The sequence below is a fragment of the Micromonospora sonchi genome, from assembly GCF_014646235.1.
Lineage (GTDB): Bacteria > Actinomycetota > Actinomycetes > Mycobacteriales > Micromonosporaceae > Micromonospora > Micromonospora sonchi.
The window spans coordinates 94,736-121,391 of sequence record NZ_BMNB01000005.1; the positions used below are offsets into that span (position 1 = coordinate 94,736).

Sequence of the window (26,656 nt, forward strand, 5' to 3'; positions counted from 1 at the left end):
GGATGCCCGACCGGCGGGTTACGCTCGCTACCTACGGTAGGGTAAGTTCCGCGCGTGATGGCACTTCCCTGGTCACGGCTTGCTTCCCTGTCCGCTGCCACACTGCTGGCGGTCGTCCTGAGCGGGTGCGCCCCGTTCGGCGGCGAGGGCGAGGCGGGGGCGCAACCAGGCACACCGGACGCTGCGGTGCCCGGCGCCGGCAGCGCCGCGAAGACCGGAAAGAACCGGGTCAGCCTGTTGCAGAACGAGGGCACGGACGGGCCGCTGCGCACCCTGAACGTGGAGCCGGACGGCCGGTGGGAGTGCATCGACTGCGCGGGTGACGGGGTCACCTCGACCGGTGTGCTCAGCGAGGAGCATCGGGAGCGGTTGCAGAAGCTGCTCGCCAACCCGTCGCTGGCCAACGAGACCGATGAGGCGCGCGGATACAAGGTCGCCTGCATCGGTGCCCTGACCTCCAGCCTGCTGACCTGGGCCGGCCTGATCACCTCGCAGGACTGCCCCGGCGAGGAACGCCCGCCGGCAGCCGAGGAGATCCTGTTCCTGCTCACCCAGAACACCCCCGCCGAGCTGACCTCACGGTAAGGAAGGGCCCCTTCTTAACGCCTCGTGTATAGGAAGGGCCCCTTCTTAACAGACGGCAGGCTTGACGGACGGCAGGCTTGACGGACGGCAGGCTTGACGGACGGCAGGCTTGACGGACGGCAGGTGGGCGGAGCCGCTCAGAGCACCTTGCCCGGGTTGAGCAGGCCGGCCGGGTCGAGCGCCGCCTTGATCGCCTGGTGCACGCGTACGCCCACCGGGCCGATCTCGCGGGCGAGCCAGTCCCGCTTGAGCAGCCCGACGCCGTGCTCGCCGGTGCAGGTACCGCCGAGGTCCAGACCGAGGCGCATGATCTCGTCGAAGGCCCGGCGACCGCGTTCCAGGCTGGCCGGGTCGGCCCGGTCGACCACGATGTTGGGGTGCATGTTGCCGTCACCGGCGTGACCGACCACACCGATCGGCACCTCGCACTCGGCGGCGATCCGGGCCACCCCGTCGAGCAGCGCGGCCAGCGCGCCCCGAGGCACCGCCAGATCGTCGATGATCAGGCCGCCGTTACCGCCCGGGTACGTCTCGGCGGCGTACCTCTCCATCGCCGGATGCGCCAGCCGGCGGGCCTGCAACAGGGCTGCAGCCTCCACCGCGTCGGTGGCCGCGTACACCTCCTCGGCGCCGGCGGCTTCGCAGACGGCGGCCAGGTCGGCGAGGTCGGCGGCGGCCCGGAGGCCGGTGTCCACGGCGGCGAGCAGCAGCGCCTCGGCGTCGGTGCGCAACCCCATCGGTCGGTACGCCTCGATGGCCACCAGGTGGGTGCGGTCGAGCAGTTCGAGCAGGCTCGGGGAGAGGCCCTGGGCGGCGATCCGGGCCACCGCCTCGCCCGCCGTGGCGGTGGAGCCGAAGACGGCCACCAGGGTCAGCGACTCCGCCGGGGCGGGACGCAGCGCCACGGTCACCTCGGTGATCACGCCGAGGGTGCCCTCGGAGCCGACGAAGAGCCGGGTGAGGTCGTACCCGGCCACCCCCTTGGCCGTACGCCGGCCGGTGCGCAGCACCTCGCCGGAGGCGAGCACCACCTCCAGGCCGAGCACGTACTCGCTGGTGACGCCGTACTTGACGCAGCACATGCCGCCCGCGTTGGTGGCGACGTTGCCGCCGATGGTGGACGACTCCCAGGAACCCGGATCCGGCGGGTACCACAGACCCTGCTGGGTCACTGCCGCGCTGAGCGTCGCGTTGATCACCCCGGGCTGGACCCGTGCGATCCGGCTCACCGGGTCGATCTCCAGGATGGCGTCCATCGCCGTGGTGCTGAGCACCAGCGCGCCGTCGATGGCGTTCGCCGCGCCGGCCAGCCCGGTCCGCGCCCCTTGCGGCACCACGGGTACGCCGTACCGCCCGGCTGCCCGTACCACGGCGGCCACCTCATCGGTGCTGCGTGGCCGGGTGACGGCCAGCGGCGTACCGGCGGCGCACAGGTCGGCCTCGTCCCGTTCGTATGCCCTGAGCAGGTCCGGATCGGTGAGCACCGCGTCCGGTCCGAGGGCGTCGCGCAGGTCGTCGAGCAGGTCGTCGAGCAGGTCGTCGGGGAGTGAGGAGGCGGCCATGCCGCCGAGGCTACGACCGGTCACTGGTGATCACCAAGCGGCTGTGCCGGTTGTTAAAAGGGGGCCCTTCCTCTACCGGAGGCGTTAATAAGGGGCCCTTCCTTACTTCCGGGAGGAATGTCCGGGCGTGGGCGGGGTAGTTGGGTACATGGCGGTGGTTTGGGACCGAGCGCGCTCGCTGCTGCGCCGTGACCGGGTGCGGGAAAACGTGGCTGACGTCGACACGGCGCGGATCGCCGAGACGATGACGCAGTTGCGCCATCGGGGCAAGGCGACCCTGCACGACCGTCTGCACCGGGTGCGCCTGTCGCTCGGCCTGGCCGGGCAGGCGGGCCTGGCGGCCGGGCTGTCCTGGGTGGCCGCGCACGATCTGCTGGGCAATCCGGAACCGGTCTTCGCCCCGATCTCCGCCGTCGGCACCCTCGCCGTCTCGGTGGGCCAGCGGTTCCGCCGCACCGTGGAGTTGATCGTCGGAGTCGCGGTCGGGGTGGCCGTCGGTGACCTGCTGATCTACTTCCTCGGCACCGGTCCCTGGCAGCTCGGGCTGGTCGTCACCGCGGCCATCGTGCTGACCGTCTTCGCCGGCGGCAGCGTCGCGATCGTCATCCAGGCCGCCGCGACCGCGGTGCTGGTCGTGACGCTCAGCCCGTCGGTCGAGCACCTGGAGATACCCCGGTTCGTCGACGCGATCGTCGGCGGCGGCGTGGCCCTGCTGGTCACCGCGATCCTGCTCCCGCTCAACCCGTTGCGGGTGCTCAACCGGGCCGCCCGGCCGGCCCTGGACCTGCTCGCCGAGCAGCTCGACACCGCTGCCGACGGCTTGCGCGAGGGCGACGGGGAGAAGATCCAGCGGGCGCTGGACCGGTTGCGCGACAACAAGGACGAGCTGGCCACCTTCACCGAGGCGATCGAGGGCGCCAAGGAGACCGCGGTGCTCTCCCCGGCACGCTGGCACCGGCGCAGCGAACTCACCCACTACGCGGCGGCGGCCGATCCGATCGAGCGGGCGATGCGCAACAGTGGCACGCTGATCCGGCGATCGGTGACCCTGATCGAGGACGCCGAGCCGATCCCGGGGGCGATGCCGACGGCGGTCGGACACCTCGCCGAGGCGGTACGCCTGATGAAGCAGGAGTTCGCCCAGGGCAAGGAGCCCGAGCAGGCCCGGGAGCGGGCGATGCGCGCGGTCAGTGAGGCGGGCCGGGCGTACGCCGAGGGGGTCGGGTTCTCCGGCAGCGTCGTGGTCGCCCAGGTGCGTACCACGGCCAGCGATCTGATGGTGGCCTCGGGGATCGGCCAGGAGGAGGCGAACCGGCTGGTGCGGCAGCACTTCGGCGAGTTGGAGCGGCCCGGTTCGCCGGCCGGGCCGGAACCGGCCGCGAAGGCACCTACCGCGCCGCCCGTGGGCTGAGTCGCTGGTCACGGTGGGTGCCCTCGATGCGCAGGGCCCGGCGGGCCGGAGATGACTACGCTGACCGCATGGCCGACACCCCGTCCGGCGGAGCGCTGCCGCCGTCGCCGTCCGTGCCCGTCGCCCCGCCGGGCAGCGGCGTGCCCGGTATGCCACGTCGCCGGCTCGGCTGGCGACGGGGCCTGGTGTTGGCCGGGGTCATCCTGCTGATCGCCGCCTGTGCGATCTTCATGCTGGTCACCCTCGGCACCAACCTCGGCGGCGAGGCGCTGCTGATCGGAACGGCCGCCGCGATTCTTCCGGTTCCGGTCCTGGTGGCCTGTTTTCTCTGGTTGGACCGGTACGAACCCGAGCCACTCAAGTACCTGATCTTCTGCTTCGCCTGGGGGGCCTTCGTCTCCACCGCGGCGTCGTTGCTGGTCAACGAGGCATCCGCCAACTGGTTCAAGGACCGCGGACTGCCCATCGCGTTCACCGCGGTGCTGGTCGCACCGTTCATCGAGGAGTTGACCAAGGCCCTCGGCCCGATCCTGCTGTTGCTGTTCCGACGCCGGGAGTGGTCGGGCATCACCGACGGGCTGGTCTACTGCGGGCTCTCCGCGATCGGCTTCGCGATGGTGGAGAACATCCTGTACCTGGGCGGGCACGGGTACGCCGCGGGCGTCGAGCAGTACGGTCCGGCCACCGGCGCCCAACAGGTGATCGCCATCTTCATCGGCCGGATCCTGCTGTTCGGGTTCGCCCACCCGTTGTTCACCTCGATGACCGGTGTCGGCCTCGGCATCGCCGCGCGTACGGCGGACCGCCGGGTCCGGGTGCTCGCCCCGCTCGCCGGCCTGCTGCTGGCGATGATGCTGCACGGGGCGTGGAACCTGCTGCCGACCCTGACCGAGGCCACCGGCGAGGTGTTGATCACACTTGTCGGTCTGGTCGGTGTGATGGTGCCGATCTTCTTCGGGATGGTCGGCCTGGCGGTGTGGCTGCGGGCCTGGGAGGGGCGGCTGACCGAGCGGATCCTGCCGGACTACGTCCGGGCCGGCTGGCTGACCCCGCCCGAGGTCGCGGCGTTGAGCAGCCTCGGCCGCCGGCACGCGGCCCGGGCCTGGGCCCGGCGGGTGGCTGGCGACGCCGGCCTGCGGGCGATGCGCGGTTACCAGTTCGCGGCGACCCGGCTGGCACTGCTGCGCGACGGCGCACTGCGGGGCCTGGATCGCCGGCCCGTCGACCGCGAGCGCACGGCGCGGGAGGAACAGGAGTTGTTGAACCTGATCAGCAGCTACCGGTCGTTCTTCGTCGGTCGGGATCCGCAGTCGCCGGTGGGTGTCTGGGACGGGCGTCAGTACCACCTGCGGTTCCCGGACGGTTCACAGCGCTCGGTCCAGGCCCCCGAGGAGCCGGTGGTCCCGATCCCGGTGGTGCTCGCCGCCCCACCGCCGCCACCGTCCTTCGCTGCCGGCTACGGCCCGCCCGGCTGGTACGGCCCCCGGCCCACCACCCCCCGGCACACCACCCCCTGGCCGCCGCGGCACTGACACCACCCCAGGTGCCGCCGTCCGGCCGGCCCGCGCACCGCGACCGGCCGAGGATTCAGGCCATCAGCCTGGTGAGGAAGTCGCCGAACCCTTGAGCCATCATCATCAGCGCGCCGCCGATCGCCCGGAACATCTCTGCCGCGCCCTCGGGCCGGAACGCCATGAAGTAGATCAGGAATGCGAGGCTTCCCCAGGCCAGCACCTTCTTCACGAATACCGGCATCGTCCCTCCCCAGGGCCGGTGGTGCGGCTGGCTTCCCGCCGGGGAGCGCGGCAAACGACGCAGACGCGTCCGCGTGGTACGCGGGCCGGACCCGCTACGGTGCCGATGGGCTCACAGGTAGAGCCCGGTGCCGTCCTCCTCGACCCGTTCGGCGGCCACCGCGTGCACGTCGCGCTCGCGGAGCAGCACGTAGCCGCTGCCGTGCAGTTCGACCTCGGAACGGTCGTCGGGGTCGAACAGCACCCGGTCGCCGGAGACGATGGAGCGGACGTGGGGCCCGACGCCCACCGCGGTGGCCCACGCCAGGCGCTTGCCCACGGCAGCGGTGGCCGGGATCACGATGCCGGCGGTGGAGCGCCGCTCGCCGTCGCTCCCCTCCATGCGCACCAGCACGCGGTCGTGCAGCAGCCGGATGGGCAGGCCGGAGTCGAGGTTCTGGTCGGCTGTCACGTGGCAGACGCTACCGTGTCCTCCCCGGCCCACCGCCGGTGGTCACCTGGTTCGACAGCGCCCGCTGCGAGCAGGTATGGCGGAACTGCCCTACCGTGGAGCGCTCGGGCGTATCCTGTCCGACCTGACGCTGTGCGCCGGGCCCAACCATGCCGGGAGGTTCGCTTGAGCCGATTCGAGCGGGTACGCGAGCGTCTACGCCGCGCGTACGAGTCGGGACGGCAATCGGTTCGCGCCGGGCGGCGCACGGCGGCCGACGTACCCGAGCCGGCCAGGGTGGCCTCGCCGTCGAGCCCGGGGCCGGCGGCACCACCGACCGCCACCGTGGTCGGCGCGGAGCCCCCGGCTGCTCTGCACGGCTCCACGGCCAGCCGGGACGACGCGGACGTGCCACACGCGCTGCGGATCGCCGCCGCGTGGTCGTGGCGGCTGATCGTGGTCGGCGTCGTGTTCTGGGCGCTGCTCAAACTGGTCAGCACGATCAGCATCGTGATCATCCCGCTGGCCGTGGCGATGCTGTTGTCGGCGCTGCTCGCTCCCGCGGTCGGCTGGCTCCTGCGGGCGCGACTGCCGAGGTCGCTGGCGACCGCCGTGGTGCTGGTCGCCGGCCTGGCCGCGGTGATCGCCACCCTCACCCTGGTGGTGAACGAGTTCATCAAGGGCGTGCCGGAACTGGCCGCGAAGTCGACCCAGGGCCTCCAGCAGATCCAGGACTGGCTCAAGACCGGGCCGTTGCACCTGTCGGACAATGACCTGGACCGGTACCTCACCGAACTCCAGCAGTGGGTCAACAACAACACCGAGCGGTTCACCAGCGGTGCCCTCTCCACCGCCACGACCCTGGCCGAGGTGCTGACCGGCACGGTGCTGGTGCTCTTCGCCACCTTCTTCTTCCTGCGCGACGGCAACCTGATCTGGCGCTTCCTGGTGCGGCTGCTGCCGGTGGCGGCGCGGTGGAAGGTCGACGACGCCGGCCGCGCCTCCTGGGCGACCCTGGTCGCCTACGTCCGGGCGACCGTGCTGGTCGCCTTCATCGACGCCGTCGGCATCGGCATCTTCCTGGTCATCTTCGACGTTCCGTTCGCCTTCCCGCTGGCCGCCCTGGTCTTCCTCGGCGCGTTCATCCCGATCGTCGGTGCCACCCTCTCCGGCGGCGTGGCGGTGCTGGTGGCGCTGGTCGACAGCGGGCCGGTGACCGCGTTGATCATCCTCGGCGTGGTGATCGGGGTGCAGCAGGTGGAAGGGCACATCCTCCAGCCGTTGATCATGGGAAGGGCGGTCGCCATCCATCCGCTCGCGGTGATCATCGGTCTGGCCGCCGGCGTGGTGCTCGCCGGGATCACCGGCGCGGTGGTCGCGGTACCGGTGATCGCGGTGCTCAACACCGCGGTGCGTCGGCTGGCCGCGCGTACCGTCCCCGACACCCCTCCCGACGCGGTCGTCGTCGCCTCCCGCGCTCCCTGACCGGCCGCGGCCGCAGGTCAACCGGCGAGCCGGTCCAGGGCGCCGCGGACCACCTCTGGCCGGGTGGTGTACCAGAACGGCGGTAGCGAGCGGCGCAGGAACGCCCCGTAGCCCCGGGCGGTCTCCAGCCGGGAGTCGAGCACGGCCACCACGCCCCGGTCGCCGGTGGCCCGGATCAACCGACCCACGCCCTGAGCCAGCCGGACCGCCGCGATCGGGACGCTGACCGCGGCGAAGCCGGAGCCGCCCTGGGCGTCCACCGACGCCGCCCGCGCGGCGGCCAACGGCTCGTCGGGCCGGGGGAAGGGCAGCCGGTCGATCACGACCAGTTGGCACGAGTCGCCCGGCACGTCCACCCCCTGCCAGAGCGACATCACCCCGAACAGGCAGCTGGACCGCTCCTCGCGGAACCGGCGGACCAGCAGCGGCAGCGCCTCCTCACCCTGCAACAGCACGGTCAGGTCGGTCCGCGCCCGCAACAGCTCCGCCGCCTGCTGCGCGGCCCGTCGCGACGAGAACAGCCCGAGCGTACGACCACCCAGCGCGGTGACCAGCGCGAGCAGTTCCTCTCCGGCCGCGTCGGGCAACCCGGAGACACCGGGACGGGGCAGGTGCGCCGCCACGTAGAGGATCCCCTGGCGGGCGTAGTCGAATGGCGAGCCGACGTCCAGCGACCGCCACCCGGGCCCGGCGTCGGCGGCTCCGCCACCGGCGTCGGCCCGATCGCCACCCGTTGCTGTCCCGGCGCCCGTGCGGCCCGCCGTGGCCGGCCTGCCGGCGGGAACTGCCCCGGCCGGACGGCGGGAGGCCTCGGCCAGGGCGGCGGCGGCCGGTGACGGTGGATCGGGTGGGGGCGCTTCGAGGCCCAGGGCCCGGGCCACCGTGTCGAACCGGCCGCCCAGCGCCAGGGTGGCCGAGGTGGCCACCACGGTCCGCTCGTCGTAGAGGTGCGTGGCGAGGGTGCCGGCGACCGAGAGGGGTGCCACCATCAGCGCCCGCCGGCCGGTGGCATCGTTGCGTTCCACCCAGGCCACGTCGTCCTCCGCCTCCTCCAGCAGGCGCTGGGCGGTGCTGGAGAGCTCGTCGAGGGCGGCCCTGGCCTGCTGCTTGCGCACCGGGTCGGGATCGTCGGCCTTGATGTCGCCGATGCTGTCCAGGGCCGCGCGGGTCGCGGCGTCCAGCAGCGTGCATGCCTCGCGCAGCGGGTCCGGCAGACCGCTGGTGATCCGCCCACCCGGCGCCTCGGCGAGTCCGACCGCGAGGGCGTCGCCGGACGCGGTCAGCGCCTCGGCGGCCTCCGGCCGTAGCAACGGGCGGGCCCGACGGGCGGACCGGTCGATCAGCTCCGGGGTCAGCTCCGCCTGGGCCGCCGAGGAGACCCGGTCCGCCAGCTCGTGGGCCTCGTCGACGACGAGCAGTTTGTGCGGCGGGACGATGTGCCGGCCGGCGAGCATGTCCACCGCGAGCAGGCTGTGGTTGGTGACCACGATGTCGGCCTCCCGAGCCCGGGCTCGGGACGCCTCCGCGAAGCACTCCGCGCCGTACGGGCAGCGGGCCGCGCCGACGCACTCCCGGGCGGGCATGGAGACCAGCCGCCACGCCTGGTCGTCGACGCCGGGATCGAGCTCGTCGCGGTCGCCGGTGTCGGTCTCCAGGGCCCAGTCCCGCAGTCGCTGGATCTGCTTGCCGAGCCGGCCCGCCTCGCCGAGCCAGCGGGCGCCGCCCCCCGGCCGCTCGGCCGGGTCGTCGAAGAGGGTGTCCGCCGGTTCGTCCTCCGACGAGTTCTCCAACCGGGCCAGGCAGAGGTAGTGATGCCGGCCCTTGAGCACCGCGAAGGTAGGGCGCTGCCCGAGCAGTGGTTCGACGGCGTCGGCCAGGCGGGGCAGGTCGTGCTCGACGAGCTGGGACTGCAACGCCAGGGTGGCGGTGGAGACCACCACCGGCCCGTCGACCGTGAGCGCCGGCGCGAGGTAGGCCAGGGACTTGCCGGTGCCGGTGCCGGCCTGCACCAGCAGATGCTCGCCGGTGGCCACGCATTCCTCGATCGCCGTCGCCATCTGCTGCTGCCCGGGGCGGGCCGCGCCGCCGGGCACCGCGCCGACCGCGGCGGCCAGCAGCTCCGCACCGTCCGGCCGCTCACCTCGACGGCGGGCCTTGTTGCGAATCGAGCCGGTTCCGGAGGCGGTGCGGGGCAGGGTCACCGTGGCAAGGTACCCGGCGGGGCCGACGGGGCGACGTACCGATCGTTGTGTTGCGGCGGCACGGAACCGGCTTACTTGCTCGTTGTCCGATAACTTCCCGACGGCGATATCTGGGCGGAATCGGCTAGGGTGCGAATCATGCCGAGCGATGTGGTCCGTGTGATCTACCGCAAGTACGACGGCAGCGTCCACCGCGACTACCCGGCCCGTCGCCTGGCCGAGGACGACCTCGGCATCTGGCTCGGGGTGCCCGCCGGCACCACCTCGGTCTACCACGGCCGGCCCTCCGTCGAGCAGATCCCGTTCGTGCTGCTGGTGCCGCATCAGGCCTGGTGGACCTGCATGTTCAACCCGCCGCCGCGGACCAGCGAGGTTTACTGCGACATCGCCACCCCGGCCCGCTGGGACGGCGAGGACACCGTGCACCTGATCGACCTCGATCTCGACGTGGTTCGCCGGCGGGAGACGGGCCTGGTCGAGCTGCGCGACGAGGACGAGTTCGCCGAGCACCGGTCCCGCTTCGGCTACCCCGACGATCTCGTGGTGGCAGCCGAGGGGGCGGCGGGCTGGCTGCTCACTGCGCTCGGCGACGGCACGGAGCCGTTCGCCACCTCGTACCGGAAATGGTTGGCCCTGGTGCTCTGAGACCCGCCACCACCACCCGAACCGGTCGGCCCGGTGGTGTCCGCCTTCGGTGAAGGTGAACAGCAGTTGAACGCGCGATGAATGGCGTTTGGCCAGGGGTGGGCCGCCGAATTGCCGCTCGGAGAGTTCCCTAGCATTCCCTCAGCAGGGCGCCGGCCGGCGGCTGCCACCCCTACCACCGACACCGACGAGGTCCGTGCTGTGAGGTTTTCATTTCGTCCCAACGAGGGCGCCTTCTACGAGCTCTTCACCAGGGCCGCGCAAAACCTGGTCCGGGGTACCGAACTGCTGAACGAGATCGGCCTGCCCGATGTCCAGGTGCAGTCGGTCAGCGAGCGGCTCACCGAGGTCGAGCACGACAGTGACCAGATCACCCATGAGCTGTTCAAGAAGATCAACTCGACCTTCGTCACCCCCTTCGACCGCGAGGACATCTACCGCCTCGGTTCGCTGCTGGACGACGTGATGGATCACCTGGAGGCGGCGGGCAACCTGCTCTACCTCTACGGGCTGACCAAGCTGCCGTCGCTGCCCCGGGAGATGCACGAGCTGGTGCACGTGCTGGACCAGCAGGCGAGGCTGACCGCCGACGCGATGCCCCGGCTGAAGTCGATGAAGGACCTCGAGGACTACTGGATCGAGATCAATCGGCTGGAGAACGACGGCGACCAGGCGTACCGGATGCTGCTGGTCCGCCTCTTCTCCGGCGAGTACGACGCGTTGACCGTGCTCAAGATGAAGGAGGTCGCCGACGAGCTGGAGGCCGCCTGCGACTCCTTCGAGCACGTGGCCAACACCGTCGAGACCATCGCGGTCAAGGAGTCCTGACCCCGTGACTCTGAGTCCCGAGCTCATCGCGGTGCTGGCGGTGATCGGGGTGGCCCTGGTGTTCGACTACACCAACGGCTTCCACGATGCCGCCAACGCGATCGCGACCAGCATCTCCACCCGTGCACTCACCCCTCGGGTGGCCCTGGGCATGGCGGCGGTCGGCAACTTCATCGGCGCCCACTTCGGTGCCGAGGTGGCCAAGACCGTCGGCAGCGGCCTGGTCGAGTTGCCCACCGGCGTGTCCAGCCTCGGCATCGTCTTCGCCGGGGTGATCGGCGCGATCACCTGGAACCTCGTCACCTGGTACTTCGGGTTGCCCTCGTCGTCCTCGCACGCCCTGATCGGCGGTCTGGTCGGCTCGACCGTCGCCGCCTCCGGCACCGTGCTCTGGACGGGCATCGGCGAGAGCGTCGTGATCCCGATGATCCTGTCGCCGCTGGTCGGCTTCATCCTCGGCTACATCGTGATGATCGCCGTGCAGTGGCTCTTCCGGAACGGGCACCCGGGCAAGCTGAACCGGGGCTTCCGGTGGGCCCAGACCGCCTCGGCAGCGGCCATGTCGGTCGGCCACGGCATGCAGGACGCGGCCAAGACCATCGGCATCGTGGTGCTCGCCCTCTTCGTCGGCGGCTACCAGAGCGACCCGACCCACATCCCGGAGTGGGCGTTCTGGACCTCGGCCGCCGTGTTGGCCGCCGGCACGTACGCGGGTGGTTGGCGGATCATCCGCACCCTCGGTCGGAAGATCATCGACCTGCGTCCACCGGAGGGCTTCGCAGCCGAGACCGTGGCCAGCGGCGTGCTCTACTTCAACGCGCTGGTCCTCGGCGCCCCGATTTCGACCACCCACACGATCACTTCGGCGATCATGGGGGTCGGCGCGACCAAGCGGCTCTCCGCCGTGCGCTGGGGCGTGGCCGGCAACATCATCGGCGCCTGGATCCTGACCTTCCCGGCCGCCGGCTCGATCGGTGCCCTGATGTACTTCCTGGTCCGCCCCCTCTTCAGCTGAGCTGGTAAGGAAGGGCCCCTTGTTAACGCCTGGCGTGGTAAAAGGGGCCCTTCTTAACACTTCTCAGAGGTACGAGACGCCGATCTGCGCGCGGATCTCGTCGAGCAGGGCCATGACCTCCAGGGTCACGGAGTGCGGCACGAGCGGGCTCTCGGTCAGCCCCTCGGCCAGGCAGCGTTGCACCTCGATGGCCTCGTGCTGATAGCCCGAGCCGGCCAACTCGGCCGTGATCGTCTCCGGCTGGCCGCCGGCCCGGTGCAGGGTGAACCCGCCGGGCCGAAAGAACGGCTCGGGCAGGTCGATCCGCCCGGTCGTGCCGGTGATCGACGCGGTGACCGCCGTCGCACCCACCATTCCGCAGCTCAGCGTGGCCACAGCTCCCGAGTCGTACCCGAAGACCAGACCGGTGTTCTCGTCCGTGCCCTCCGGACCCAGCTTCGCCCACGATCGCACGTGCTGTGGCACGCCGAGCAGCAGGTGAGCCAGGCTTACCGGGTAGATGCCGAGGTCCAGCAACGCGCCGCCGCCCAGCGCGCGGGCCCGCATCCGATGCTCGGGCGGGAACGGCCCGGCGATGCCGAAGTCGGCCCGTACGCTGGTCACCGTGCCGATCGCGCCGTCGGCGATCAGCTCGCAGGCCCGCAGGACGAGCGGGTTGCAGCGCATCCACATGGCCTCCATGAGGAAGACCCCGGCGGCGCGGGCGGTGTCGATCAGCTCGGTGCTGGTGGCCAGGTCGAGGGTGAACGGCTTCTCCAACAGCACCGGCTTACCGGCGGTCAGACAGGTCCGGGCCGCCTCGTGGTGCGCGGCGTGCGGGGTGGCGACGTAGATGACCTCCACGTCGGCGTCCGCGGCCAGTTCCGACCACGAGGCGTACGCCCGGGGTACGCCGTGCCGCTCGGCGAAGCGCTGCGCGCTCTCGGCCGTTCGTGAGCCGACCGCGACCAGTTCGGCCCCCGGCACCAGCCGGAGGTCCTCGGCGAAGCGGGCGGCGATCTGGCCGGTGGCGAGGATGCCCCATCGAGTCATGGCGGCGACGCTACCGAAGATCACTTGAGGGCTGTACCGGCGATCCACGGGTCGGGAACTAGGCTGCGCGCATGACCATCGACCCCCGCGGCTATCCCGCCCCGCCCGCGCTGGTCGAGCACGCCCGCCGGTTCCACGCCTCCGGTGCCGCGCCGGCAGTGCCCCGGGTGGCGGCCACCGTGCTGCTTCTGCGCCCGGCCGGCGATGGCTTCGAGGTGTATCTGATCCGCCGGGTCGCGGCGATGGCCTTCGGCGGCGTGTACGCCTTCCCCGGCGGCGGGGTCGATCCCTCGGACTCGACCGCTCACCTGGACTGGTCCGGGCCGGAACCGGCGGGCTGGGGCGCCCGATTCCGGCTGCCGCCGGAGGCCGCGCAGGCGGTCGTCTGCGCGGCGGCCCGCGAGGTGTTCGAGGAAGCGGGGGTGCTGCTCGCCGGCCCCGATCCGGACCGGGTCGTCGGCGACGTGAGCGACGACGGCTGGGAGGCCGCCCGGGTGGAGTTGGAGCAGCGCCGCAGCGGCTTCGCCGAGTTGCTCGCCGGGCGCGGGCTCACCCTCCGGTCGGACCTGCTGCTGCCGTGGAGCCGCTGGGTCACCCCGGAGTTCGAGCCGCGCCGGTTCGACACGTACTTCTTCGTGGCGCTGTTGCCGGAGGGACAGCGCACCCGCGATGTCTCCGGCGAGGCCGACCACACCCTCTGGGTCCGTCCCGCCGACGCCTGCGACCGGGCCGCGGCCGGCGAACTGACCATGCTGCCGCCCACCTTGATCACCCTCGGCGAGGTCGCCGCCTGCGACGACCTCGCCGAGGTGGTACGGGCGGCGACGACCCGGGACGCGGCCACCCCGATCACTCCGCACCTGGACCTGACCGGCGAACGGTTCTACCTGCCCTGACCCTACGGCCGCTCGTAGTTCACGTGCGCGGACCAGCGGGCGAAGCCGATTCGCTCGTAGAGCGCCACCGCGCCGGTGTTCGACTCGTCCACGTAGAGCATCACCCGGTCCAGCCCGCGTTGCTCGCGCAGGTACGCCAACCCCGCCGTGGTCAGTGCCCGGCCGAGGCCGCCGCCGTGCGCGGAGGGGTCCACCCCGAGCACGTACACCTCGCCGATGCGCGCCGAGCCGGGCCGCTCGTGCACCTTGGTCCAGTGGAAGCCGACCAGCCGACCGGTCGCCGACTCCACGGCGAGCAGGAAGCCGGCCGGGTCGAACCACGGCTCGGCGAGGCGTACCCGCAGGTCCTCGGCGGTCCACCGGCCCTGCTCGGGATGGTCGGCGAAGGCACGTGCGTTCAGCGCCAGCCACGCCTCGTCGTCGGCGCCGGGGCGAAAGGCGCGCAGGGTCACCCCGTCGGGCAGCCGCGGCGCGGTCAGCGGCGCGGTGAGCGGCCGCCGCAGTTGCCAGAGCACGCGTGCACGGCGGAAGCCGAGGTCCACGGCGAGCGCGGCGGCCGAGGGGTGATCGCCGTGCGCCCAGGCCCGCAGCGGCCCGGCGGCGGAGACGTCCACCTCCGGGGCCGGCGCTCCTCGGGGCTGCTCGTCCCGGGTCGGCACCTGCCGGGCCAACACTTCCCGGGCCAACGCCCGGCCGGTGCCGCGCCGCCGGTACGCCGGGTGCACCACCAGCCCGACCTCGACACCGGCTGCCGGATCGCCGGTGTCGAGATGGGCGTACCCGGTGAGTGTCCCATCGTCTGCGCGGGCGGTCAGGTGGACCGCCGGGGCCCGGTCGTCGCGCAGTCGGAGCAGGACCTGCTCGTCCAGTGGGTCCGCGCCGTCCACGTCGCCTGCCGCCCGGGCCAGCTCCAGCACCTCGGTGATTTCGGCCGGATCGAGCCGGTCCGAGCCGCTGAGCCTGATGATTCGCTCACTCATTCCGGCCACGGTATCGGGCCGCGGGGGCCATCGGTGCTGCAGGCCGGTGGCGATGACGTGCCCGCCCGCTGATGGGGCCCGGCCGGTGGCGAGGACATCACGTTCCCCGCCTCGGCAGCGCGTGGACGTCGAACCGGGCGGTCAGCGCCGGCAGGATGCGGTACAGCGCGTTCACCGTGCCCTGCCGATCGCCGCCCGCGTCGTGCAGCAGGACGATCGACCCGGGTTGCGCCCCGGCGACCACGAACGCGGCGATCCTGGTCTCGCCGGGAGCGCGCCAGTCGGACGGGTCCACCGTCCAGTGCAGCGGCATCATGCCCAGGTCACGAACGACCGAGATGAGCGAGTAGGTCCACGCGCCGCCGGGCTGCCGGTACCAGGCGATCGGCGCGTCCGGGACCGCCGCCTGGATCGCGGCACTGGTCCGCAGGAGATCGGAGCGGATCCGTTCCGGCGAGCGTGAGCCCAGCGTCACGTCGTGGTTCCAGCTGTGGTTGCACAGCGTGTGGCCCTCGGCGACGATCTGCTGGATCAGCCACGGGTACGCGGCGGCGTTCTCGCCGACCACGCAGAAGGTGGCCGTGACGTGGTACTCCCGCAGGATCGCGAGGACCTGCGGGGTGTACTCCGGATGCGGCCCGTCGTCGAAGGTGAGGGCCACCGCGTCGGTGCCGGTGCTCATCCGGGTGCCCAGCGGGCCGAAGTTCGGGTCGTCGTGCGCCGGTGCGGCGGAGTGCTCCGGCGGGTTCGGTCCGTTACCGGGCGCACCGGTGGGGCCGGCACCGGACTCGGTCGGGGAGGGGGCGGACTGGTCGGCGTACCCGGAATGGTCGGCACCGGTCGCGGCGACCGTGGAGTCGTTCTGCGTTGGGCCGAGCGACAGGCTCCGACCGAGCAGGTACACCGAGCCGAGTACCGCCGACACCACGAGCGTGATGATCCCGATCGCGCGTCCCGCGCCAGGGTGGTAACCGCCCACCGCCGCCCCTCCCGCTGGCCAACTTGAGAGTCACGATAAAACGTGCAAGTCGACCAAAAGGGGCATCTCGAATTTTAGCCCTCGACAGTGAGGGGTCGCGCCGACCGTGGCGCGTGCTCTGCGGCCTCGGGCCACCGCGCGTGCTCGGTGGCCTCGGGCCGCCGCGCGTGCTCTGCGGCCTCCGGCCGCGCCGTGCGCGAGGACGGTACGACGAACTTGTAGCCCACCTGGCGCACCGTACCGATCATCGACTCGTACTCCGAGCCGAGCTTGGCCCGCAGCCGACGCACGTGCACGTCGACCGTCCGGGTGCCGCCGAAGTAGTCGTAACCCCAGACCTCGCGGAGCAACTGGTCGCGGGTGAACACCCGGCCCGGGTGCTGGGCGAGGAACTTCAGCAGCTCGAACTCCTTGTAGGTCAGGTCGAGCGGGCGCCCCTTGAGCTTCGCGGCGTAGGTGTCCGGATCGATCGTCAGCTCGCCGGCCCGGATGGACCCGCAGGCGCCGGCCGTCGCGTTGTTCAGTCGGCCGACGGCGAGCCGTAGTCGCGCCTCCACCTCGGCCGGACCGGCGGAGGCGAGGATGACGTCGTCGACGCCCCAGTCGGCGTTCAGGGCGATCAGGCCGGCCTCGGTGACCACCGCCACCAGCGGTACGCCGAGCCCGGTGGCGTGCAGCATCCGGCAGGTGGCTCGCGCCTCGCTCAGCTCGGAGCGGGCGTCGACCAGCACGGCGTCCGGGCTCGGGCCGGCGACCAGGGTGCGTACGTCGCGAGGTGCGGTGCGGACGGAGTGTGGCAGCAGGTCCAGTGCCGGCAGCACTGCGGATGGTTCGCCGGCCCGTGCGGTCACCAACAACAGGATCTCCACGATCACCTCCGTCCCGGCGGCCCGTGCGGCCGCGCGCGACCAGCGGCACTCAGCCGAGTGCGGCGCTGGGAACTTGCGTGGGTCCCGGCGTCGCTGACGGGCGGGTTTTCGCCCTGAGCGTAACCGATCGCCCACGTCGATCCCGGACGTAATTTTCGGTTTGCCCCTTTTGCCGGCGATGGCGGCGCAGGTTTTAACGTCGCGGAAACCGTGACCCTCGCGAATCGCGGTGGGTCTGGCACGATCGGTGGGTGCTTCCCTCGAGTTCGCCCGAGACCGGCCGCGATCCCTGGGCCGACGCCCCACCGCCGGCCGGCGGCTCGGAGTCACGGACCGGTCCGACCGTGGAGTCGGACGAGCGGCGACGCTCCGGTCCGCGGCGCCTGCGCCGGGGCGGCTCGCCCCGCCGGGCCGACGATGCGCTCGACGTCGGCGAGGACGAGGAGGAGGAGCCACCGGTCGAGGTACGCCGGCAGCTCGCGCTCGCCGTCGGCGGGTTCGCCGCGCTGCTCGGCATCGGCCTGGTCCTCGGGGCGCACAGTTCCGGCCCCGGCCACCGGGTGCCCTTCACCGTCGTGGTGCTCACCGTGCAACTGCTGTTCGTGCTGGCCTGGACGATGGTCACCCGTCCGCCGGCGCTGGTGGTGGTCCTCGGGGTGAACGTGGTGGTCGCGGTGGCGGCTGACATCGTGGCCGTACGCAGCACCGAGGCTCGGCTGGGCCCGCTCTGGTACGTCGCGATCGGCGGGTTCCTCGTCGCGGTGCTCGGTCAGTTGGTCCGCCGGGTGGACCGGGCCCGGGTGACCGACTCGCTCCGGACCACCGCCACCATCACGCTCGGGGTGGTGGCCCTCACCACGCTCATCGTGCTCAGTCGGATCCCCGCCGGCACCCAGGCGATCACCGTCTGCCTCACCGCCGCCACGGTGGCGATCGCCGTCGCCCGGATGACGGACGCCGTCGCAGCCTGGCCGCGACTCGCCCCCCAGGTGCCCAGGGGAGCGGCGGGCGTGGTCGGCGGCGCCATGGTCGGCACCCTGGTCAGCGCCGTCTTCGGCAGCTACCTGGTCACCCCGTTCACGCCACCCAGGGCCGCGATCCTCGGCCTGGTCGCGGCGGTCGTCGCCGTCCTGGCCGATCTCGCCGCGGGGTACGCCGAGGCGGGCCGGCGGATGGCGGGCGAATTGCAGACCGGGTGGGCGGCCCGACACGTGCAGGGTCCGCTCGGCGCCGTCGCGATGGTGGCGCCGGTCGCGTACCTGATGTGCCGGTTGCTGCTGTAAGCGGCGCGGCGGTTGAGGAATCGGGGCGGCGGGTACCACCGGTGCGCCGCAGCGCGGTATCGATCCGGAACGAAGAGACGTACGACAGAAGGGGAGGCGGCGTGGAGCACGAGCAGACGTACGGACGGCGACCGCGGCGGCGGGGACGCAAGATTCTGATCGGGTTCGGCGTCCTGCTGCTCGTGCTCGTCGGCCTGGTCGTCGTCGCCGACCGGGTGGCGGTCAGCGTGGCCGAGCGCACCATCGCCGACGAGGTCAACCAGCAGGTGGCCCAGCAGGGCGCGCGGTCCGCTCCGCCGGAGGTCGAGGTGGGCGGCTTCCCCTTCCTCACCCAGGTCCTCGACGGCCGCTACGAACGCATCACGATCAAGCTGCGTGACGTGCAGGGTTCGGTGCAGGGTGAGGCGGTCGCGCTGCCCAGCCTGAACGTGGACGCCCGGGGCGTGCGGGCCTCGCTGGACACGCTCCGCTCCGGCCAGGGCGACGTGGTGGCCGAGACCGTCAACGGCACCGGCACGATCAGTTACCAGAGTGTGGCCGACCTGCTGAACCGGGAGGGTTTGGTACTCAGTGAGCGGGACGGGAAGCTCGCCGTCACCGCGCCGGTGGACATCCTCGGCCAGCGGCTGACGGCCACCGGCACCGCCGACATCGTCGTCGGTGAGCAGGGACGCATCGCGCTGAAGTTCGACAACCTGGACGTCGAAGGGCTGCCCGACGTGCCGCTGGCCCGCACCCTGGTGAAGAACTTCGCGCGGAGTATCTCGGTGGACGTACCCCTGCCGGAACTGCCGTTCGGGCTCACCGTCCGCGAGGTTCTCCCGCGACCGGAGGGGCTCACGGTCACCGCCGATGCGCGGGACGTACCGATCAACGCGGCCGGCTGAACTCGACGGGGCGGCGTCCCGGATGCTGGTCGACCCGGTGGAGATGCCTGGGATGGCTGGTAGGCTCGCTGCTCATGGGGACGCTCCTCACCAAACGGCGCGCGGTCGACCTGTGCCGCGTGACCACCTGCCTGTGTCGCCCCGTCATCTGACGGCGGGGCTGTTCCGGGTCGCCTAGCGGCCATCGGCACTTGGGGTATGCGAACCTGCATCCCGGTGTACCCCACCGGACGCCCGGCAGCGGCGCCGTCGCACGAACCCGTGATCCGTTCCTAGCTATGGGTCCCGCGCGTGGTGCGACACATCCACACCCAACGATCTCCGCGCGCTGGCTCACCATCCATCCTCACCAGGGAGTGATCTGATGAGTCGCGACACCGCACTCGTCTCGGCCGACTGGGCCGAGAAGAACCTCGACGCCCCGGGCGTCGTCTTCGTCGAGGTCGATGAGGACACCTCGGCCTACGACACGGGCCACCTGCCCGGTGCCGTCAAGCTCGACTGGAGGACCGACCTCCAGGACCCGGTCCGTCGGGATTTCCTCAACAAGGCCCAGTTCGAGGCGCTGCTCTCCGAGCGCGGCATCAGCAACGACGACATCGTCGTCCTGTACGGCGGCAACAACAACTGGTTCGCCGCGTACGCGTACTGGTACCTCAAGCTCTACGGCCACCGCGAGGTCAAGCTGCTCGACGGCGGTCGCAAGAAGTGGGAGCTGGACGCCCGGCCGCTGGTCGCCGACCCGGTGACCCGCCCGGCCACCCAGTACGTCGCGAGCGAGCCGGACAACTCCATCCGGGCCTTCCGGGACGAGGTCGTCGCCGCCATCGGCACCAAGAACCTGGTCGACGTGCGCAGCCCCGACGAGTACGCTGGTCGGCTGCTCGCCCCCGCCCACATGTCGCAGGAGCAGGCCCAGCGCGGCGGCCACATCCCGACCGCGATCAGCGTGCCGTGGTCGAAGGCGGCCAACGAGGACGGCACCTTCAAGTCCGACGACGAGCTGCGCAAGATCTACGGCGCGGCCGGGCTGGACGACAGCAAGGAGACCATCGCCTACTGCCGGATCGGCGAGCGCTCCTCGCACAGCTGGTTCGTGCTCCAGGAACTGCTCGGCCACCGCAACGTGAAGAACTACGACGGCTCCTGGACCGAGTACGGCTCGCTGATCGGCGTGCCGATCGCGCTCGGCGACGAGCCCGGGGAGGCGTGATGACCGCACCCACGGCCGCCGGTTGCGCGGCACCGGACCAGGCCGCCCCGCTGCCCGCCAGCATCGACCTGGAGAAGGAGACGGTCATCACCGGTGTCGTCCGCTCCGCGCAGGGCGAGGCGGTACCGGGCGCGTACGTCCGTCTGCTCGACTCGACCGGTGAGTTCACCGCCGAGGTGGTGACCTCACCGGCCGGTCAGTTCCGGTTCTTCGCCGCGCCGGGCAACTGGACCCTGCGGGCGCTCTCCCGCCACGGCAACGGCGATGCCGCCGTGACCGCGGATCGAGGCATCCACGAGGTGGCCGTCACGGTCACCAACTGACCCACGCTCTGAACGGCCTCGTGGCCCGTGCCCCCGCTGTGGGGGTGCGGGCCACGAGCCGTCTCAGCTCCGTTTCGGCGGAATGGCGGTCATCGCGCCCGCCGGACACCGCCATTGGGTGCGGCAGAGGTGGCCGCCGGGACGAGCCGGCGGCCACCTCTGTGTGACGGGATCAGATGCCGGTGGCCCTGGTGCAGGTGGAGGCCGGATCGAGAGCGAAGTCGAGGGTGCCGACGATACCCGCTTCGATCTGGTGGCGGTGCACCTGCGGTACCCAGCCGTCCTTGGCCACGATCACCTCGTACCGGCCCTTCGGCAGCCACCAGTCGTACCGGCCGTTGCCGGCCGCGGTCAGCGTGGTGCCGGTCCCGGCCGAGACGAGGTTCACCCGGACGGTCGCCGGGATGCCGACCGTCACACCGCCACAGGTGGTGCCGGTGACGGTGCCCTGGATCTTGCCCCAGTTGGCCGGCGGCGACACGTTCATCTCCACCGACACCGGGGTGGCCGGGTACGGGGTGTTCGAGACGACGGCCAGTTCGGCGGCGTACCGGCCCGGCTGGGCGACGCCGGCCTCGGCGGTGGCCGTGAGCGTGACGGTCACCGCCCGCGAGGCGCCCGGCGCCAGGGTGAAGGTGGTCGGCGTGCCGCTGAGCCAGGGTACGTCCGCGTCGGCCGCGCACAGTTCCAGGCCGCCGAGCCGTTCGCTGTCCGCGCTGCCGACGAAGGAACTGGGCGAGCCGCCGATCTTGTACGTACCGCAGGCGGCCGCGCCCCGATACCTGCCGAACCGGGCGTTCGGCAGGTCACGCCAGGCTCCGGTGGCCGGATCGAAGCCGATGGTGCGGTTGGTGACCGTGGTGGACGCCGCCGTCACGCCGCCGGCCAGCACGAGCATCCCGCCGGCCGCCGCGTACTGCGAACCCCACAGCTCCAGCGGCAGCTCCGGCAGCGGACTCCAACTGTCGCTCGTCGGGTCGTACCGGTGGGCGTCGGCGTACTCGGTGCTGCCGATGCCGCCGGCGCAGTAGATCGCGGTGCCGATCCCGCCGCAGGACAGCCAGGACACCGGGTGCGGGTAGGCGGCGTGGGTGGCGAACGAGCCGGTCGCCGGGTCGAAGACCACCAGCTGGTCGGAGTCCGTGCAGGTGGCGTCGGCGCAACCGCCCACCAGGTACACCTTCCCGCCGAGCACGGCCTTACCGGCCGCCGCTGTCGGCGCCGGGTTGGTCACCCCCGGCAGCGTGCTCCACGTGCCGGCGGCCGGGTCGAAGACGTCGACCGTGGCGTTCACGCCGCTGCTCGCCCAACCGCCGATCACGTAGAGCTTGCCGCTGGCCGCCGCCACCACCGGCTTGGAACGCGCCGTCGGCAGGTCGGGCAGGGCCGTCCAGGCGTTGACCCCCGGGTCGTACGCCCATGCCTTGCGCTCGGTGCCGGTGCCACCGCCACCACCGATCGAATAGACCTTGCCGTTCAACCACGCCGCGGCGTTGTCGTAGGTCGCCGCCGGCAGCCGGGCGATCTCGTCCCACGTCTCCTCGACGGCCGGTCCGGCCTCGGGCGCCGCTGGGCCGTACACGGTGCCGGTCCGCTCCTTGCTGATGCCCTTCACCTTCTGCTCGCGCAGCGGTGCGCCGCCCTGGTTGAGCAGTTCGAACCGGCCGGAGCGGTCCAGCAGCTCCACGGTGGCCGGTGCGGTTCCGGTGTTGCGCACGGTGGCCCGGGTGGTGCGGGTGCTGCCGTACGGCTGATGCGACTCGATCGTGGTCGGGGTGACCGTCAACCGGCCGGCGGCGAGCGCGAGATCGGCTCGTCGCACCCCGTCGGCGGCCACCGCCACCTCCCTGGTCGCGGGCTGGTACGGCGCCCTGCCGGCGGTGAACGGGTGGGTGCCGGTCAGGCCGGAGAAGAGCCAGTAGAAGCCGTCCGGTTCGCCCGCGTCCTCGCTGGTGGCCGCCGACACCGCCCGGTCCTGCGGCCGGTCGTCGCTGACCACGGTCACCCCGTTGAGGGCGGCACCGGTGGTGCGATCGGTGGTGGTGCCGACCACCAGCCCGCCGGGCACCGGCGAGCAGTTCCGGTTGACCACCTCCACGTCATCCACCTGCCACCACCAGGCGAAGGTGCCCTTGTAGCGGAAGCGGACCCGCACGGCGGAGCCGTTCGCCGCCCCGGTCAGCGGCACCTCCTCGACCCGGGGTCCACGCCGGCTGGCCGTCTGGTGCCAGACGTTGGCCCAGGTGGCGCCGTCGTCGGTGGAGACGTCGATGTCGGCCGTGTCGCTGATCCCGACGGCCCGCCAGTCGCTGTGGAAACGCAGCACCGGCGCGCCGACCCCGGTCAGGTCCAGCGGTGGGGTGATCAGGTCGGTGTCCTGGGTGTTGCCGCTGCCGAGCGCGTCGCTGTCGACGATGGCGAACCCGCCGGAACCGCCGGTGAGGTTGCCGCGCGAGCGCGCATCGGTGAAGACCCAGCCGCCGGAGGAGGTGCGGTTGGTCACCGTCCAGCTCGCCGGGGCGCTGGTGCCGTCGAACGGCTCGCGCAGCAGCGGCTCGCCGAACCGGCCGGTGTAGCCGGCGGCGGTGCAGGCGGCGTCGACCGGCACGGACACGTCGACCGTGGCGCCGTCGTCGCCCACCGCCACCTCCCGGTTGACGGTGCGGTAGCCCGGGTACCGGGCGGTGACGGTGAGCCGGTACGAGGAGCCGCCCGGCACGGTGAAGGAGTAGCGACCGGTGACCGGGTCGGTGAAGACGGCGCCGGGCCGCCCGGCCACCTCGACCTTGGCGTACAGCGGCCAGCCGTGGCCGGAACCGTCGGTGACCCGTCCGCTCACCGTGACCGTGGGAGTCGCGACCAGGGCGAAGTGCCGGGTGACGGCGTCACCGTCGGGCACGGTGACGGCCGCCGACTGGCCGGTGTAGCCGTAGGCGCGTACCGCGAGGGTGATGTCGCCGGTCGGCGCGTTGAGCGCGTACCGCCCGTCGGGTCCGGTGGTGGTGCTGCGGGTGCCGTCGGTCACCGTCGCACCGGCGACCGGGTCACCGCCGCGCGCGTCGCTGACCACGCCGGTGATCCGGCCGATCGAGTTCCGGGGTGCCTGACGCACCGCCGCGTACGCGTCGAGGCGCCCCTCCCCGAAGACGTTGTTGTCGGCCGGAGTGCCGCCGCAGGTGGTGGCGTCGACGTCGCGGGCGGTCCGGTCCAGCAACTCCTCGGTGGCGCCGAGGTCGCCGCGCAGGCCCGGTGCCGCCGACCAGAGCAGCGCCACCGTGCCGGCGACGTGCGGTGCGGCCATCGAGGTTCCGCTCATCGAGGCGTATCCGCCGTTGCGGACGCTGGAGCGGATGCCGCTGCCCGGTGCGGCGATGTTCGGCTTCAGCGGAGCGGTGCCGGAGCCACGTCCGGAGAAGTCGGCGATGTTGCCGTTGATGTCGTACGCCCCGACCGCGTACGCGTTCGGGTAGTCGCCGGGCGAACCGGCACTGCCGCACGCCGGGCCGTCGTTGCCGGCGGAGAAGACCGGGAAGATGCCGGCCGCCCGCCAGGCGGTGACGGTCTGCTGGTACCAGGGGTCGTCGCCGTCGCCGCCCCACGAGTTGTTGACGATGTCGGGGCGCAGGTCCGGCCGCGGATTCCGGCCGCTGGCGTCGGTCGGAGCGAGCACCCACTGGCCGGCGGCGAGCAGCGAGGCGTCGGAGCAGTCGTCCGACTCGCAGCCCTTCGCGGCGATCCAGCGGGCACCCGGCGCGACGCCGATCTGGTTGCCGGCACCGTCGTCGCCGACCATCGTGCCCATGGTGTGCGTGCCGTGGTTGTTGTTGTCGCAGGGCGCGGCGCTGGGGCAGACTCCGGCCGGGTCGAACCAGTTGTAGGCGTGGTCGAAGCCGCCTCCGGTGTTGCCGCGGTAGGAGCCGACCAGCGCGGGATGGTCGTAGCGGACCCCGGTGTCGATGTTCGCCACCACGACGCCCTCGCCCCGGTCGCCGAACTCGTCCCACACCCGGGGCGCGCCGATGTTGGTCAGCCCCCACTCGACGGCGGCGGTGCGGGCCCGCGTGGCGTCCGGGGTGGGCCGCACCAGGGGGTAGCTGCGGCTCGGGGTGATCCGGGCAACCTCGGGCCTTTGCGCGATCTCGTCGAGCAGCGCCTTGTCGCCCTCGACCCGCAGCGCGTTGGCGATCCAGTACGCGGTGTGCGACACCTTCCGCTCGTCGAGCACCGCGCGCAGGTCGCGCTGGGTACGGGTGGCCGTGCTGGTGAGCAACTGATGCACCGCACGGGCCCGGCCGTCGGGGTCACGCAGCCCGGTCGCCTGGGTCAGCGGAGCGGTCTCCCGCAGGTACACCATGAACGTCGCGATCGGTGCGGCGTCGAGCCGGTCGAGCAGCTCGTGGTCGACGGTTGCTCTGGGCTGCGCCGGTTGCGTGGCCGGCGCGGCGAGCGCGGGCTGGGTGGTGACGCCCAGCACGGCGGCGGTCAGCAGCGCCACCGCCCGCCACCGGGTGGATGGTCGTGTGAACAAGTTTCCTCCCCACGTCTCGGTCCCGATCTGTTCGGTCCCGCACATCCACGCGCCCGCTGGGGCGTCGCGGAGCGGCCGGGGCGATGTGGGTGGCTGGTGGTGGCGCCCGCCCGCTGAGAGTCATGCTCTTGCCAGGAGAGCCGGTGATCAATGGGCGGCGTCGGTCAGTACTCGGTCAGTGACGGGTCGCAATCCTGACCGTTAGGCTGAGGGAGGGCGCCATTGGTGATCGTCGTTGTCGATGGGTGAGAAGTCGCAGGTCAGTGCGGTGCTCTCGGGGAGGCAGCGTGTCCGGTGGAGAGATTCCCATCCTGGTCTGCGTCAGCTCCGACGCCACCGTCCGCCAACGTGTGGTGCAGCGGCTCGACGGGGTGGGGCCGTTGGTGATCTGCGCGGACCTGGCCCAACTCCGGGCGATGTTTCCCGCACCGCCGGCGGAGGCCGTCGCACCCGACGAGGGGTCGGGCGAGGCGTCGGCGCCACGCTCGGGCATCTGGCGCGACCTCGTGGTCGACCGGGCCGGGCACCTGTTCACCTGGCGGGGCGTACCGCTGGGACTGACGCGCACCGAGCGGGAACTGCTGGCCCGGCTGGCTGGCCCACCGCTCACCCTGTGGAGCTACGAGCGGCTGTTCGCCTCCGTCTGGGGCGGTGCCTACCTCGGCGACACGGCGATCCTGCACTCGGCGGTGAAGCGACTGCGGAGCAAGCTGCGTCCCCTGCCCGACGGACCGCAGGTGCAGACCGTCCGTGGCGTCGGCTACCGGCTCAGCGCGCCGCCCGAGACGGTCGACGGTCGAGCTCCGGGCAGCGGGCCGGCGGACGCCGCCCAGGGCTGACCGTGGGCGCTGGCGGCGGAGTCCCCTGCCGCCCGTGACACGATGGCCCGGTGAGCGGCGCAGTTCCCACGTGGTACCCCCCACCCGCAGACCCTCGGCCACCGGCGCGCGGCCCCCGCTGGCCGCGCTGGCTGCTCGCGCTGACCGTGGCCTGGGCGGTGCTGCTCGCCGGTCTCACCTGGTTCTCGACCCGCAACGACCCGCCGACCGTTCGTGAGCAGCGCACCCTTGCCGAAGCCGGTCCGGTGGTCGACGGCGCGATCGGCGAACTGGTCGCGGCGGCGTCCGACGCGGTGCTGGCACTGGCCCCACCCGAGATCGACCGGGGCTGCCGGATCACTCCGTTCGCCGACGGTGCGACGCTGAGCCGCGAGGTCGAGCTGGCGGTGCCCGGCGGCGAGGAACGAGCCGTGCTGGAGCGGGTCGCCGGGCGGTTGCCCGCGACGTGGCGAGCCGGCGTCCGGGTCACCACCGACGGCCCCCGGCTGCGGGCCGACGCGGGTGAGTTCGTCGTCGTGCGGGGCCGGCCGGTCGCGGACGGCCGGATCCGGTTGACCGTCGACACCGGCTGCCGACTGGTCGGCGGCGGATACGTCCGACCGGGACCGGGCGCCGCCGGAGCCGAGGCCGGCGTGCTGGCCGAGGCGCTACGCACGCTCGGTGGCTCGGCGGCGGGTGCCGAGACGGCGGTGACCGCGCCCTGTCCCGGCGGCGGGCTCGCCCGTACCGCCTGGTCCGGCGTGGGCGAGCCGACGGTGTCGCCGCAGGCCGCGCTCGCGCCGCTGGCCGGCGGCGCGCCGGTGGTGGAAACCCCGGAGGTGTACGCCTTCCGGCGCGACGGGGTGGCCCTACTGGCCGATCTGCACCCGGACGGGATCCGGGTCGCCGCGACCAGTGGCTGCACCCGGTGA

At 72.3% G+C, this 26,656-nt stretch carries 24 protein-coding genes; 15 read left to right on the forward strand and 9 right to left on the reverse strand.

The window, feature by feature from the left end; all coding sequences use genetic code 11:
* The first annotated feature begins 57 nt into the window (after window positions 1–57).
* On the forward strand, window positions 58–585 hold the full coding sequence (locus IEY61_RS07310; RefSeq protein WP_189042074.1) for a hypothetical protein: 528 nt from the start codon (window positions 58–60) through the stop codon (window positions 583–585).
* 137 nt (window positions 586–722) lie between these two features.
* Here the strand turns inward: IEY61_RS07310 and IEY61_RS07315 are convergent, their stop codons facing one another.
* Window positions 723–2,147 (reverse strand): FAD-binding oxidoreductase, encoded by a 1,425-nt coding sequence (locus tag IEY61_RS07315; protein ID WP_189042075.1) that lies wholly within the window; start codon window positions 2,145–2,147, stop codon window positions 723–725.
* 244 nt (window positions 2,148–2,391) lie between these two features.
* Here IEY61_RS07315 and IEY61_RS07320 point away from each other — a divergent pair, with 244 nt between their 5' ends.
* Together IEY61_RS07320 and IEY61_RS07325 are read left to right on the forward strand one after the other, a co-directional pair.
* Window positions 2,392–3,558, forward strand: a complete 1,167-nt coding sequence (locus IEY61_RS07320; RefSeq protein ID WP_229705757.1) for an FUSC family protein — start codon at window positions 2,392–2,394, stop codon at window positions 3,556–3,558.
* Window positions 3,559–3,584: 26 nt separating this feature from the next.
* Window positions 3,585–5,090 carry a PrsW family intramembrane metalloprotease gene (locus IEY61_RS07325; RefSeq protein WP_189041830.1) on the forward strand — a complete coding sequence of 502 codons (1,506 nt, stop codon included), beginning with the start codon at window positions 3,585–3,587 and terminating at the stop codon, window positions 5,088–5,090.
* Between the two features lie 55 nt (window positions 5,091–5,145).
* Here the strand turns inward: IEY61_RS07325 and IEY61_RS07330 are convergent, their stop codons facing one another.
* Together IEY61_RS07330 and IEY61_RS07335 are read right to left on the reverse strand one after the other, a co-directional pair.
* Window positions 5,146–5,313, reverse strand: coding sequence for a hypothetical protein (locus tag IEY61_RS07330; protein WP_189041832.1), 168 nt, complete (start codon window positions 5,311–5,313; stop codon window positions 5,146–5,148).
* A gap of 111 nt (window positions 5,314–5,424) precedes the next feature.
* Window positions 5,425–5,763 carry a GroES family chaperonin gene (locus tag IEY61_RS07335; protein ID WP_189041834.1) on the reverse strand — a complete coding sequence of 113 codons (339 nt, stop codon included), beginning with the start codon at window positions 5,761–5,763 and terminating at the stop codon, window positions 5,425–5,427.
* A 165-nt stretch (window positions 5,764–5,928) separates the two neighbouring features.
* On the opposite strand from IEY61_RS07335, the gene IEY61_RS07340 reads away from it, so the two are divergent.
* On the forward strand, window positions 5,929–7,227 hold the full coding sequence (locus IEY61_RS07340; protein WP_189041836.1) for an AI-2E family transporter: 1,299 nt from the start codon (window positions 5,929–5,931) through the stop codon (window positions 7,225–7,227).
* A 17-nt stretch (window positions 7,228–7,244) separates the two neighbouring features.
* Here the strand turns inward: IEY61_RS07340 and IEY61_RS07345 are convergent, their stop codons facing one another.
* A complete protein-coding gene (locus IEY61_RS07345; RefSeq protein ID WP_229705745.1) occupies window positions 7,245–9,428 on the reverse strand; it encodes an ATP-dependent DNA helicase in 2,184 nt (727 codons plus the stop codon).
* 138 nt (window positions 9,429–9,566) lie between these two features.
* On the opposite strand from IEY61_RS07345, the gene IEY61_RS07350 reads away from it, so the two are divergent.
* From IEY61_RS07350 to IEY61_RS07360, 3 genes are all read left to right on the forward strand, one after another.
* Window positions 9,567–10,073: a DUF402 domain-containing protein gene (locus tag IEY61_RS07350; RefSeq protein ID WP_189041838.1), complete on the forward strand. Its 507-nt coding sequence runs from the start codon at window positions 9,567–9,569 to the stop codon at window positions 10,071–10,073.
* Between the two features lie 201 nt (window positions 10,074–10,274).
* Window positions 10,275–10,901, forward strand: coding sequence for a DUF47 domain-containing protein (locus IEY61_RS07355; RefSeq protein ID WP_189041840.1), 627 nt, complete (start codon window positions 10,275–10,277; stop codon window positions 10,899–10,901).
* A 10-nt stretch (window positions 10,902–10,911) separates the two neighbouring features.
* Window positions 10,912–11,916 (forward strand): inorganic phosphate transporter, encoded by a 1,005-nt coding sequence (locus IEY61_RS07360; RefSeq protein WP_189042078.1) that lies wholly within the window; start codon window positions 10,912–10,914, stop codon window positions 11,914–11,916.
* A gap of 63 nt (window positions 11,917–11,979) precedes the next feature.
* Here the strand turns inward: IEY61_RS07360 and IEY61_RS07365 are convergent, their stop codons facing one another.
* Window positions 11,980–12,948 (reverse strand): Gfo/Idh/MocA family protein, encoded by a 969-nt coding sequence (locus IEY61_RS07365; RefSeq protein ID WP_189041842.1) that lies wholly within the window; start codon window positions 12,946–12,948, stop codon window positions 11,980–11,982.
* A gap of 71 nt (window positions 12,949–13,019) precedes the next feature.
* Between IEY61_RS07365 and IEY61_RS07370 the strand changes: the two genes are divergently transcribed.
* Window positions 13,020–13,844: an NUDIX hydrolase gene (locus tag IEY61_RS07370; RefSeq protein ID WP_189041844.1), complete on the forward strand. Its 825-nt coding sequence runs from the start codon at window positions 13,020–13,022 to the stop codon at window positions 13,842–13,844.
* A gap of 2 nt (window positions 13,845–13,846) precedes the next feature.
* On the opposite strand, the gene mshD is transcribed toward IEY61_RS07370, so the two are convergent.
* From mshD to IEY61_RS07385, 3 genes are all read right to left on the reverse strand, one after another.
* On the reverse strand, window positions 13,847–14,824 hold the full coding sequence (gene mshD / locus IEY61_RS07375) for a mycothiol synthase (RefSeq protein ID WP_189041846.1): 978 nt from the start codon (window positions 14,822–14,824) through the stop codon (window positions 13,847–13,849).
* A 97-nt stretch (window positions 14,825–14,921) separates the two neighbouring features.
* Window positions 14,922–15,803, reverse strand: coding sequence for a polysaccharide deacetylase family protein (locus tag IEY61_RS07380; protein WP_229705746.1), 882 nt, complete (start codon window positions 15,801–15,803; stop codon window positions 14,922–14,924).
* A gap of 74 nt (window positions 15,804–15,877) precedes the next feature.
* Entirely contained in the window at window positions 15,878–16,672 is a 795-nt protein-coding gene (locus IEY61_RS07385; RefSeq protein WP_229705747.1) for a winged helix-turn-helix transcriptional regulator, read from the reverse strand.
* Window positions 16,673–16,923: 251 nt separating this feature from the next.
* Here IEY61_RS07385 and IEY61_RS07390 point away from each other — a divergent pair, with 251 nt between their 5' ends.
* From IEY61_RS07390 to IEY61_RS07405, 5 genes are all read left to right on the forward strand, one after another.
* The gene (locus tag IEY61_RS07390; RefSeq protein ID WP_189041850.1) at window positions 16,924–17,955 is read left to right on the forward strand and encodes a hypothetical protein; all 1,032 of its coding nucleotides are present in this window, start codon (window positions 16,924–16,926) and stop codon (window positions 17,953–17,955) included.
* A gap of 101 nt (window positions 17,956–18,056) precedes the next feature.
* Window positions 18,057–18,842, forward strand: coding sequence for an LmeA family phospholipid-binding protein (locus IEY61_RS07395; RefSeq protein ID WP_189041852.1), 786 nt, complete (start codon window positions 18,057–18,059; stop codon window positions 18,840–18,842).
* Between the two features lie 74 nt (window positions 18,843–18,916).
* Window positions 18,917–18,994 carry an Ms5788A family Cys-rich leader peptide gene (locus tag IEY61_RS32100; protein WP_368046146.1) on the forward strand — a complete coding sequence of 26 codons (78 nt, stop codon included), beginning with the start codon at window positions 18,917–18,919 and terminating at the stop codon, window positions 18,992–18,994.
* 212 nt (window positions 18,995–19,206) lie between these two features.
* Complete coding sequence (locus tag IEY61_RS07400; RefSeq protein WP_189041854.1) at window positions 19,207–20,055, forward strand: sulfurtransferase; 849 nt, start codon at window positions 19,207–19,209, stop codon at window positions 20,053–20,055.
* Window positions 20,055–20,378 (forward strand): DUF1416 domain-containing protein, encoded by a 324-nt coding sequence (locus tag IEY61_RS07405; RefSeq protein ID WP_189041856.1) that lies wholly within the window; start codon window positions 20,055–20,057, stop codon window positions 20,376–20,378. The genes IEY61_RS07400 and IEY61_RS07405 overlap by 1 nt, the downstream gene beginning before the upstream one ends.
* Before the next feature lie 172 nt (window positions 20,379–20,550).
* Here IEY61_RS07405 and IEY61_RS07410 read toward each other — a convergent pair whose 3' ends face one another.
* Window positions 20,551–24,906 carry a S8 family serine peptidase gene (locus IEY61_RS07410; protein ID WP_189041858.1) on the reverse strand — a complete coding sequence of 1,452 codons (4,356 nt, stop codon included), beginning with the start codon at window positions 24,904–24,906 and terminating at the stop codon, window positions 20,551–20,553.
* A 287-nt stretch (window positions 24,907–25,193) separates the two neighbouring features.
* On the opposite strand from IEY61_RS07410, the gene IEY61_RS07415 reads away from it, so the two are divergent.
* Window positions 25,194–25,745 (forward strand): winged helix-turn-helix domain-containing protein, encoded by a 552-nt coding sequence (locus IEY61_RS07415; RefSeq protein ID WP_189041860.1) that lies wholly within the window; start codon window positions 25,194–25,196, stop codon window positions 25,743–25,745.
* A gap of 50 nt (window positions 25,746–25,795) precedes the next feature.
* On the forward strand, window positions 25,796–26,656 hold the full coding sequence (locus IEY61_RS07420) for a hypothetical protein (protein WP_229705748.1): 861 nt from the start codon (window positions 25,796–25,798) through the stop codon (window positions 26,654–26,656).